Origin of the sequence: Helcobacillus sp. ACRRO (genome assembly GCF_022347125.1) — a bacterium.
GTDB classification, from domain to species: domain Bacteria; phylum Actinomycetota; class Actinomycetes; order Actinomycetales; family Dermabacteraceae; genus Helcobacillus; species Helcobacillus massiliensis.
Genome location: NZ_JAKRNG010000044.1, coordinates 1 through 9,942, shown reverse-complemented (window position 1 = coordinate 9,942; position 9,942 = coordinate 1). Strand labels below are relative to the sequence as shown.

Annotated in this window: 8 protein-coding genes; 3 read left to right on the top strand and 5 right to left on the bottom strand. The window is 68.8% G+C overall.

Features of this window, described 5'->3' with window-relative positions; all coding sequences use genetic code 11:
- Window positions 1–39: 39 nt before the first annotated feature.
- Together nhaA and MHY20_RS11055 are read right to left on the bottom strand one after the other, a co-directional pair.
- Window positions 40–1,494: a Na+/H+ antiporter NhaA gene (gene nhaA / locus MHY20_RS11060; RefSeq protein ID WP_239376804.1), complete on the bottom strand. Its 1,455-nt coding sequence runs from the start codon at window positions 1,492–1,494 to the stop codon at window positions 40–42.
- Window positions 1,491–2,945, bottom strand: a complete 1,455-nt coding sequence (locus MHY20_RS11055; RefSeq protein ID WP_239376802.1) for a M20/M25/M40 family metallo-hydrolase — start codon at window positions 2,943–2,945, stop codon at window positions 1,491–1,493. The genes nhaA and MHY20_RS11055 overlap by 4 nt, the downstream gene beginning before the upstream one ends.
- A 174-nt stretch (window positions 2,946–3,119) precedes the next feature.
- Here MHY20_RS11055 and MHY20_RS11050 point away from each other — a divergent pair, with 174 nt between their 5' ends.
- From MHY20_RS11050 to MHY20_RS11040, 3 genes are all read left to right on the top strand, one after another.
- The gene (locus MHY20_RS11050) at window positions 3,120–4,601 is read left to right on the top strand and encodes an APC family permease (protein ID WP_239376800.1); all 1,482 of its coding nucleotides are present in this window, start codon (window positions 3,120–3,122) and stop codon (window positions 4,599–4,601) included.
- Window positions 4,602–4,605: 4 nt separating this feature from the next.
- Window positions 4,606–5,016: a universal stress protein gene (locus MHY20_RS11045; RefSeq protein WP_183376706.1), complete on the top strand. Its 411-nt coding sequence runs from the start codon at window positions 4,606–4,608 to the stop codon at window positions 5,014–5,016.
- Window positions 5,017–5,275: 259 nt separating this feature from the next.
- Complete coding sequence (locus MHY20_RS11040) at window positions 5,276–5,665, top strand: type II toxin-antitoxin system VapC family toxin (RefSeq protein WP_239376798.1); 390 nt, start codon at window positions 5,276–5,278, stop codon at window positions 5,663–5,665.
- An 18-nt stretch (window positions 5,666–5,683) separates the two neighbouring features.
- Here MHY20_RS11040 and MHY20_RS11035 read toward each other — a convergent pair whose 3' ends face one another.
- The 3 genes from MHY20_RS11035 to MHY20_RS11025 form a co-directional block, all read right to left on the bottom strand.
- Complete coding sequence (locus MHY20_RS11035) at window positions 5,684–7,522, bottom strand: ABC transporter ATP-binding protein (protein WP_239376796.1); 1,839 nt, start codon at window positions 7,520–7,522, stop codon at window positions 5,684–5,686.
- On the bottom strand, window positions 7,519–9,375 hold the full coding sequence (locus MHY20_RS11030) for an ABC transporter ATP-binding protein (RefSeq protein WP_239376794.1): 1,857 nt from the start codon (window positions 9,373–9,375) through the stop codon (window positions 7,519–7,521). Before MHY20_RS11030 ends, MHY20_RS11035 begins: the two co-directional genes overlap by 4 nt.
- 79 nt (window positions 9,376–9,454) lie before the next feature.
- Window positions 9,455–9,942: hypothetical protein (locus MHY20_RS11025; RefSeq protein WP_239376792.1), on the bottom strand; the 488-nt coding region annotated here is incomplete at its 5' end.

Sequence of the window (9,942 nt, the reverse complement as noted above, 5' to 3'; positions counted from 1 at the left end):
AGCCAGCCGGGGCTGACGGCCCCGGGACCCCGCGCCGGGTCAGTCGGCGCGGGGGTCGGTGGAGCCGAACTTCTCCCCAGCGCCGGTGCCCGGCTCACCGTCGGCGTACGGCGGGACGCGGCTGGAGCCGGTGCCGGCACCGGTGTCGTCCGCGAAGACGTCCGGGATGGAGTCCTCGTTGAGGTCCTCCTTCTCCCGCTCAGCGATCGCCTTGTACTTGCGGTTGCGGGGCACCAGGATGATCGCAGCCACGACCGCGGCGAGCACGGATGCGGTGAGGACGCCGACCTTCGCGTCGGCGTGGAGGATGCTCTCCGGGTCAAAGGACAGCTCCGCCACCAGCAGGGACACGGTGAAGCCGATGCCGGCCACCGCGGACATGCCGATCATGTCGATCCACTTGATGTCGGAGTCGAGGTTCGCGCCCTTGAAGCGGGTGACGAGGAACGTGGTGCCGGTGATGCCGATCATCTTGCCGAACACGAGGCCCACGATGATGCCGAGCGCCACGGTGGTGGACCATGCCTCGACCAGGCCGCTGAGGCCGCCCACGGCGACGCCCGCGCTGAAGAACGCGAACACCGGCACGGCGACGCCCGTGGAGAAGGGGCGGAAGCGGTGCTCGAACGTCTCGGCGAGGGAGAACTGCTTGCCGTAGATGGAGCGCGGGCGCACCGGCACCATGAACGCGAGGACCACGCCGGCGATGGTGGCGTGGATGCCGGAGTTGTAGAACAGGATCCACACGATGATGCCCAGCGGCAGCAGCAGGTACCAGGCGGCGCCGTAGGACCGTTTGAACAGGGCCTCGCCCTTGTGGGCGATGAACCAGTACAGGGCGATGAACGGCACCGCGATCAGCAGGTACACCAGGTGGAGGTCGGTGGCGTAGAAGACCGCGATGATGATGATGGCGATGAGGTCGTCCACCACGGCGAGGGTCAGCAGGAAGGTGCGCAGCGCTGCGGGCAGCTTCGAACCGATGAGGGTGAGGACGGCCACCGCGAACGCGATGTCGGTGGCGGCGGGGATCGCCCAGCCGCCCCGTGCTTCGGCCGGGCCCATCAGGTTGATGAGCGTGTAGATGACGGCGGGGACGGCCACGCCGCCGGCGGCGGCGAACATCGGCACGAGCGCCTTGCCGGGGTCGTTGAGGTCACCGGTGACGAACTCCTGCTTCAGCTCCAGGCCGGTGAGGAAGAAGAAGACGGCGAGGAGTCCGTCGGCCGCCCAGTGGGCGAGGGACAGCTTCAGGTCCAGCCAGGGGGTCTCGAATCCGACTTCGGTCTGAGCGAGGGAGGTGTAGAAGTCGTTGAAGCCGGCGTTGGCGAGGATCAGCGCGATGAGGGTCGCGATCATCAGGGCGATGCCGCCGGCGGATTCCTTCGTGAGGATGTTCTCCACGCGGGAGTACTCGCGGTAGGTGCCGCGCTCGAGGATGCGGCGGGGAACCTTGTGGGGTTCGCCGGCGAGGGGCTTGTCGGGAGTGTTCACTGCGCGGTCTCCAGGTGGGTGAGGAGGGCGGCGAAGAAGCCCTCGCAGGCTTCGAGCTGGTCGAGTGAGACGAATTCGTTGGCGCCGTGGGCCTGGGCGATGTCACCGGGGCCGATGACCACGGCGCTCATGCCGGCGTGCTCGTAGATCCCGGATTCGGTGCCGTAGGTGACCTTCTCGGCCTGGACGTCGCGGCCGAGCGTCTTCGCGAGGGTGGCGGCGGGGCCGTCGGGGGCGGCGTCCAGGGGGTAGAGGAGGGAGTTGATGGTCAGCTGCGCGCCCACCTTCGTCGCGGCCGACGGGTCCGCGGGATCGTCGGGGACCGCGGCCTTCATGGCGGTGTCGAGCTCGTCGATCTTCGCCTGGATGTCGCGGACCACGGCGGGGACGTCGACGCTCGGCAGGGCGCGGAACTCGAACGTGAGGTGCGCGTGGTCGGGGACGGTGTTGCCGGCGATGCCGGCGTCGACCACGTTGACGCCGCCCGTGGTGTGGGGGACGGGGAACGCGTCGTCGCTGGGGCCCTCCTCGACGAGGCGGTCGATGACCTCGCGGTGGTACCAGGTGATGAATTCGCCGGCGTAGCGGATGGCGTTGAGGCCGCGCGGCAGCAGGGACGAGTGGGCGGCGATGCCGTGGAAGGTCGCCTGGAAGGAGTTCATGGACTTGTGGGAGGCGATCGCGGTCATCATGGTCGGCTCGCCGACGAAGGCGACGCGCGGGTGGATGCCGAGGGCGTCGAGCTGCTTGACGAGTTCTCGGGCGCCGTTGCAGGTGGTCTCCTCCTCCCACGTGGCGGCGAAGATGACGGGTTCGTCGAGGTCAGCGGCCTGGAAGCGGCCGGCCATCTGGGCGAACACGGCGAGGTAGGACTTCATGTCGCAGGTGCCGCGGCCGTAGAGGAGGCCGTCGCGCTCGGTGGCGGTGAAGGGGTCGGAGTCCCAGTCCTGGCCGTCCACGGGCACGCAGTCGGCGTGGCCGGCGATGAGGACGCCGCGGCGCTCACCGGCAGCGGCTGCCTCGGCTGCCTCGGCGGAGCTGGTGGCCCCGTCGGCCGACGGGTTCGCGCTGGTGGCGCCGTCGGTGGGGGAGTCGAGGCGGTCCACGCCGCCCTTGCCGACCCCGGACAGCTCCCCGATGAGGTCGCGGGAGAGCTGGTCGCTGGGGGTGAGGGCGCGCTCGGGGAGGAGGGCGCCGACGGATTCCTGGCCTCCGTCGGCCCCGCCGGCCTGGTGGCGGGAGGGGATGACGCCGATGAGGTTCGCGTTGATGCCGTCGTCCTCACGCAGCACGTGCGTGATCACGCCGTGGTCGCTGAGCCACCGTTGGAGGAGTTCGATCGCGGGCACGTTGCCGTCGCGCGAAGTGGTGTCCAGGGCGATCAGCTGCTCGACCGCGGCGCGCGGAGTGTCGGGCAGTGAGATGTTCACGTCGTCGGGAAGGTCTGCCATGGCGCCACTCTATGCCCCACCTCCTGGGTCGGGCAGGGGCGTCCGCCCGGAGCTGTCCGGTACCCCGTGGACGGCGGTCTGGGAGATGATATGGGTCACCCACCGGTGTAGAGTGTGCCGGTTCCACTGGAAGCACCCGATGCCCCCGGGCACCGATCACGAGGAAGGCCACTCATGTCCTCCGCAACCCCCACCAGCGGCGCCAGCGGCACCCCGAATGCCGCCAGCGGCGCGACCTCCGCGCCTGAGCACGGGGGCAGCGAGCTGAAGAAGGCCATCGGCCCGAAGCTGCTGCTCCTGTTCATCGTCGGCGACATCCTCGGCACCGGCGTCTACTCCCTGACGGGCAAGGTCGCCGGCCAGGTGGGCGGCGCCGGCTGGATCCCCATCATCATCGCGTTCGGCGTCGCACTGCTGACCGCCTTCTCCTACCTCGAGATGGTCACGAAGTACCCGCAGGCCGCCGGCGCAGCGCTCTACGTCCACAAGGCGTTCGGCATCCACTTCCTCACCTTCATGGTGACGTTCGCGGTGCTCTCCTCCGGCATCACCTCCGCCGCCACCAGCTCCGTGTTCCTCGCGAAGAACTTCCTCGCCGCGTTCCACCTCGACACGTCGATGAGCGAAGCCTCCGCCTCCACCCTCGTCACCGTCATCGCGGTGGTGTTCATCAGCCTCGTGGCGCTGATCAACCTGTACGGCGTGAGCGAATCGGTGAAGGCGAACGTGGTGCTGACCGTCATCGAACTGTCCGGCCTGGCGCTGGTGCTGGGAGTCGGCTTCCTCGCCATCGGGCAGGGCAACGCCGACCTCTCCCGCGTGGTCCTGTTCGAATCGCAGACCGACAAGTCCCTGTTCATGGCGACCATCGGCGCCACCGCCCTCGCGTTCTTCTCCATGGTCGGCTTCGAGGACTCCGTCAACATGGCCGAAGAGGTGAAGGACGCCCCCAGCACCTTCCCGAAGATGCTGCTGGCGGGCCTGTCCATCACCGGCGTGGTGTACGTGCTGGTGTCCATCACCACGGTCGCCGTGGTGCCGATCGGCCCCCTCACCGAGTCCGACACCCCGCTGCTCGAAGTGGTGCACCACGGCGCCCCGGGCCTGCCCATCGATGACATCTTCCCGTTCATCTCGATCTTCGCTGTCGCCAACACCGTCCTGATCAACATGATGATGGCGTCGCGCCTGCTGTACGGCATGGCCCGCCAGGGCGTGCTCCCGGGCTTCCTGCGCGGCGTGCTGAAGACCCGCCGCTCCCCGTGGAGCGCGATCATCTTCTCCACCGTGCTCGGCGTGGGCCTCATCCTCGCCGTCCGCTTCGTGTTCGCCGAGGACACCATTGCCGCGCTCGGCGGCACCACCGCCCTGCTGCTGCTCGCCGTGTTCTGCCTGGTGAACATTGCGGTGCTGGTGCTGCGCCGGGACTGCGTGGACCACAAGCACTTCACCACCCCCACCGTGATGGCGGTGCTCGGCGCAGTGACCGCCGGGTTCCTCGTGGGGCCGTGGGCGCAGGACCCGAAGAACTACACGATCGCCGCGGGCCTGCTGGGCGTGGGTCTCGTGCTGTACGTGATCACCTACCTGTACAACGGTGCTGTGCGCGCCCGCCGCACCCGCTTCCACAACCCTGATGAGATCGGCAAGGAATGACCCGATGAAGATCCTGCTCGCCTACGTCCCCTCCGCCACCAGCGAAGCCGCCTTCGAGTACGCAGTCGCCGAAGCCGCCGCCCACGGCGGTGAGCTGCTCGTCCTCGCCTCCGAATCCAGCGGTGTGGCCCGCAAGGACCGCGCCGTCACCGACCGCCGCCCCCTCACCGAGCGGCTCGATGAGACCGGCCTGGAGTACACCATCCGGACCGTGCCGCGCCGTGACGACCCCGCCGACGACATCCTCCGCGCCGTCCGCGACGACGCCGTGGACCTTGTGGTGATGGGCATCCGCAAGCGCACCCCGATCGGCAAGATCCTCGTGGGCTCCACCTCGCAGCGCGTGGTCATGGAGGCGCCGTGCCCGGTGGTGCTGGTGAAGCCGAAGGACTTCGTGCAGCCGCAGGGATTCTGAGCAGGGGTCTGGCGAGGATGCTTGCACACTGCTAGCATGCAGGTATGTCCACTCTGTACATCCGGGATGTGCCTCCCCACGTTTCCGCAGTTCTCAAGAAGCGTGCGGCTCTGAGTGGTCAGTCCCTGTCCGCGTATGTGGTGGACGAACTGACCGCAGTGGCTGCTCGGCCATCGAAGGACGAACTCATGGCACGTCTTGATTCCATCTCGAGGTCGAGCGCCCCGACACGAGACGAGATTCTGAGCGAGCTGCACAAGTGCCGCCCATAGCCGTTCTCGATGCGTCTGCCATCGTCGAGATGCTGGTCGGGGAAGCCGACAGAACGTGGTGGTCCGACGTCCTCGCGTTCGACCTCCACGCCCCGCAGCTTCTCGACATCGAGGTGATGAGCGTCCTGCGAGGCTTGGAACGGGGGCGTCGGATCACAGCAGAGTCGGCTGAACAAGCGTGGGCAGTCATGAGTGATCTTTCGGTCACGCGCCATCCGTTCGCCGTGACCGCTCCACGCGTCTGGGAGCTGAGGCACCAGTTCACTACCTACGATGCGTCGTATGTGGCGCTGGCCGAGGCGCTCGATGCGCGGCTGCTGACGTGCGACCGAAAGCTCGCAGCCCCCGGCCATCGAGCTCTCGTCACCGTGCTCTGATCCGCTTCTGCTCAGAATCTACAGCGACGCCTGCCACGCCTCGTGCAGCGCGGCGAAGCGACCGCCGGCGTCCACGAGCTCGGCGGGGGAGCCGTCCTCGACCACGCGGCCGTCGTGCAGCACGAGCACGCGGTCGGCGATCATCACGGTGGACAGGCGGTGCGCGATGATCAGCGCGGTCCGGTTGCCGAGCAGGCGCGTGAGCCCCTCCTGCACCATCCGCTCCGATGGGATGTCCAGTGAACTGGTCGCCTCATCGAGGATCAGCACGCTCGGGTCGGCGAGGAACGCGCGAGCGAACGAGATCAGCTGCCGCTGACCCGCGGACACCCGCCCGCCGCGCTTGTTGACGTCCGTGTCGTACCCGTCGGGCAGCGCCTCGATGAACTCGTGCGCCCCGATGGCTCGGGCCGCCGCTTCGATGTCCTCGCGGCTCGCGCCGGGGCGCCCCAGTTCGATGTTGTCGGCGATGGTGCCGGAGAACAGGTACGCCTCCTGCGTCACCATCACCACGTGCCGCGTCAGCTCCAGGCCGGTCATGTCCCGCAGGTCGACGCCGTCGAGCTCCACGGTGCCGCCGGTGACGTCGTAGAAGCGGGAGATCAGCTTCGCGATCGTGGACTTGCCGGCGCCGGTCTGGCCCACGAGCGCCACGGTCTGCCCGGCCGGGATGTGAAGGTCCAGCGGGTGCAGCACGAGGGGCCCGTCGGCGCTGTAGCGGAAGGACGCATCGCGGAAGTCGATCTCCCCGCGGCCCTGCTCGATGCGGCGCGCCCGCTCCGGCTGCGGGTCCTTGACGGTCGGCTCCTCCCACAGCAGCGATGCGATCTTCTCCAGCGCCGCCACCGCGGACTGGAACGAGTTGTAGAACCCGGCGATCTCGTCGATCGGCTGGAAGAAGCGGCGGGAGTACAGGACGAGTGCCAGCAGAGCACCGACGGACAGGTCACCGGAGAGCACCCGCAGGCCGCCCACCACGAGCACGGCGGTGATGGTGAGGTTCGCCAGCCACCGCAGGGACGGCTGGTAGATGCCGAACACGTTGATGGAGCGGACCGTGGCGGCGCGGTAGTCCTCCGCGAGCTGCGCGTACCGTTCGTTGTTCTCCTCTTCGCGGCGGAACGCCTTCACGGCGCGGATGCCGTTCATCGCCTCCACGAACTGAACGATCAGCCGCGCCGAATGGGTGCGGATCGCGCGGTACGCCTCCCGGGACGCCCGCTGGAACCATACGGTGACCGCCACGCACGGGATCAGCATGATGAGCATGACGGCGCCGGTCACCCAGTCCATCCAGACGATCGAGACGGCGGTGAAGACCATCGACAGGCTGGAGCCGATGAGGATCGGCACACCGAATTCGAGGAGTTCTCGCAGGGCATCCATGTCCGAAGTCTGGCGGGACACGATCCGGCCCGAGGTGTAGCTCTCGTGGAACTCGAGGCTGAGGCGCTGCGTGTGCCGGAACACTCGGCGTCGCAGCTCCAGCAGCATCTGCTGCCCGATCACGGTGGACTGGCGGATGTACCCGAAGGTGAGGGCACCGGCGATGACAGCCGCGGCCACGTGCAGCGCGGCGGCGGCGAGCGCCGGCCCGGAGCGGCCCTCCATGAGCGCAGGCAGGCCGTTGTCGATGCCCCAGGCGATGATGGCGGGCCCGGCGACCACGGCGATCTGCGCCGCCACCACCATGATCGCGACGAGCACGAACTGCAGCTTCACGGGGGCGAGGAGTTCGCGCAGCAGCTGCATGGAGCGGCGGCGGGACTCACGGTTCTCCTCCGCAGTGACGGGGACGGCGCCGTCGGCGTCGAGGCCGTTGCCCTTCGCGGAGGTGCTGTTCGCGGCGGTGCTCATCGTGCCTCCATCCCTTCCGCGGCCTCGCCGCTGATCGCTTCGATCTCGCCGGTGAGGGTGTCCACCGAGGTGTTGCGGCGGTTCTCCTCCTGCTGGTGCGCGATCACGTACCGGTACCGTTCGGACGTCTCCATCAGCTCCGCGTGCGTGCCGACTGCGGTGATTCGGCCGCCGTCCAGCAGCGCGACCCGGTCGGCGAGCGCCACGGTGGAGGTGCGGTGCGCCACGATCAGCGTGGTGGTCTCATCCAGCACCTCGCGCAGACGCTCGGTGACGCGCTCTTCGGTCTTGGTGTCGAGGGCGCTGAGGGGGTCGTCGAGGAGGAGGACTTCGGGGCGGGCGGCGATGGCGCGGGCCAGGGCGAGGCGCTGCCGCTGCCCGCCGGACAGGCTGAGGCCCTCCTCGCCGATCGCGGTGTCGACCCCGTCGGGCAGGTCGTAGGCGAAGGAGGCGTCGGCGGTGTCGAGCGCGAGGTGCAGCAGGTCCTCGCGCTCCTGGTCGCTGAGGGCGGCGTCGGCCCCGAGGAGCACGTTGGTCCGCACGGAGTCGGAGAAGAGGGTGGCGTCCTCGAATGCGACGGCGGTGCGGGTGTGGAGGTCCTCGAGCTGGAGGTCGCGCAGGTCGGTGCCGTCGATGGTGATGGCGCCTCCGGTGACGTCGTACAGGCGGGCGACGAGCTGCAGCAGGGTGGACTTGCCGGACCCGGTGATGCCGACCAGCGCCATCGTCTCCTTCGGGCGGATGGTGAGGCTGGCGCCGTCGATGATGTCGGGCATGCGGTCGGGGGCGTCGGCGTAGCGGAAGTGGACGTCCTGCAGGACCACTTCGCCGCGCGCAGTGGGGGAGGGGGAGGCCGACGGGTGCTGCGCCTGCCCCGGCTCCGGCGAGGTGATGGTGTTCTCGGCGTCCATCACCTCGAAGTGGCGGTCGAGGGCGGTCGAGGTGTTGACGAACATGCCGAGCAGCTGGCCGAGCATCCGCACGGGCCCGGTGACGAGGACGGCGGTGGTGAAGTACGCGGCGAGCTGGCCCACGTTCATGTGCCCCGACGCCGTCAGGTGCAGACCCACCAGCAGGGACAGACCGGTCGCGATCTCCGGCAGGGTGAACATGACCATGTCGAAGCGGGCGATGGCGGTGGCTTTGCGGACCTCGGTGAGGCGGAGGTCGTCGGCCTGCGCGGTGAAGCTCTCCAGCGCGGTGGGGCCGCGGCCGAACGCCTTGAGCACGCGGATGCCCTGCACGGACTGCTCAATGGTGGTGGCGAGGTCACCGGTCTGGTCCTGCGACTGCCGGGACAGCTGCGAGAAGGTGCGGCTGAACCGGTAGGAGTAGATGCTGACGGGCACGGCGGCTGCGATGAAGATCAGCGCCAGGATCCAGTTCGCCTTCACCAGCAGGGCGAGGCCCACCACCACGGTGACGATCGTGGTGACGCCCATGATCATGCCGAACGCGATGAAGCGGCGGATGAGGTTGGTGTCGGTCATCGCGCGGGACAGCAGCTGCCCGGAGCCCCACTGGTCGTGGAAGGCGACCGGCATGTCCTGGATCTTGCGGTGCAGCCGGACCCGCAGGTCCCGCTCCACCGTGGTGGCGGGGCCGATCACGAAGATGCGGCGGAGGAACAGCAGGAGCGCCTCGAGGGTGCCGAGCGCGAGGACGATCGCGCCGCCGGTCCACACCACGGAGGCGGGGCCGCCGGGTTTCAGGTCGGAGTTGACCATGTGCTCCAGCACCTGCGGGATCATCAGGGCGAGCACGGAGGAGCCGAGGGCGACGATGAGTCCCAGGATGAGCCGAATGCGGATGGGGGCGATCAGAATCCAGAGTCGTCGCATCGCCAGCCGCATCGTCTATCGCTCTCCTTCATGTCGCACAGGCCGCCCATCCTATGTGATGCAGGTCGCCTGCTGCACGTGGTTTCGCAGGTCAGTGCTTCGGAGCGACACCATCGACGGCGTCGATCGCCTCCCCGGAGGTGGCGCGGACGAGGGTGCGCTCGCCCACGAGCACGATCGGAAGGGCATCGAGCCCGCCGAGTTCGGCGGTGAGGGTGCGGGCGTCCGCATCGTGCACCACGTTCACCCAGCTGAAGCGGTCGTCGTTGGACCGCAGCGCCACCTGCATCTGCGCGGAGCCCTTGTTGGACGGGGCCCACAGGATGATGCCGTGGCCGTCGGTGCGCCGCGTCAGCGCCTGCGCGAGCGGTTCGTGCAGGCCCCGGCGCAGCGGTGAGGTCCAGAACGCCATGAATGCGCCGAACGCCAGCATCACCGCACCGTAGACGGGGTGAGAGGAGGCTGTGAGCAGAACGCCGATCGCCGTGAACACGAGGAACAGGGCGACGGGTTTGACCCACAGCCGCCCGAGCGGCAAGGGGGCAGGAGTGATGCGGCCGGGGCCCTCCGGGGTGGGGG

Bases quoted from the DNA above. Each gene is read 5' to 3' on its own strand.
- MHY20_RS11055 (WP_239376802.1), bottom strand. From the start codon at position 2,945: ATGGCAGACCTTCCCGACGACGTGAACATCTCACTGCCCGACACTCCG.
- MHY20_RS11050 (WP_239376800.1), top strand. From the start codon at position 3,120: ATGTCCTCCGCAACCCCCACCAGCGGCGCCAGCGGCACCCCGAATGCC.
- MHY20_RS11045 (WP_183376706.1), top strand. From the start codon at position 4,606: ATGAAGATCCTGCTCGCCTACGTCCCCTCCGCCACCAGCGAAGCCGCC.
- MHY20_RS11035 (WP_239376796.1), bottom strand. From the start codon at position 7,522: ATGAGCACCGCCGCGAACAGCACCTCCGCGAAGGGCAACGGCCTCGAC.
- MHY20_RS11030 (WP_239376794.1), bottom strand. From the start codon at position 9,375: ATGCGGCTGGCGATGCGACGACTCTGGATTCTGATCGCCCCCATCCGC.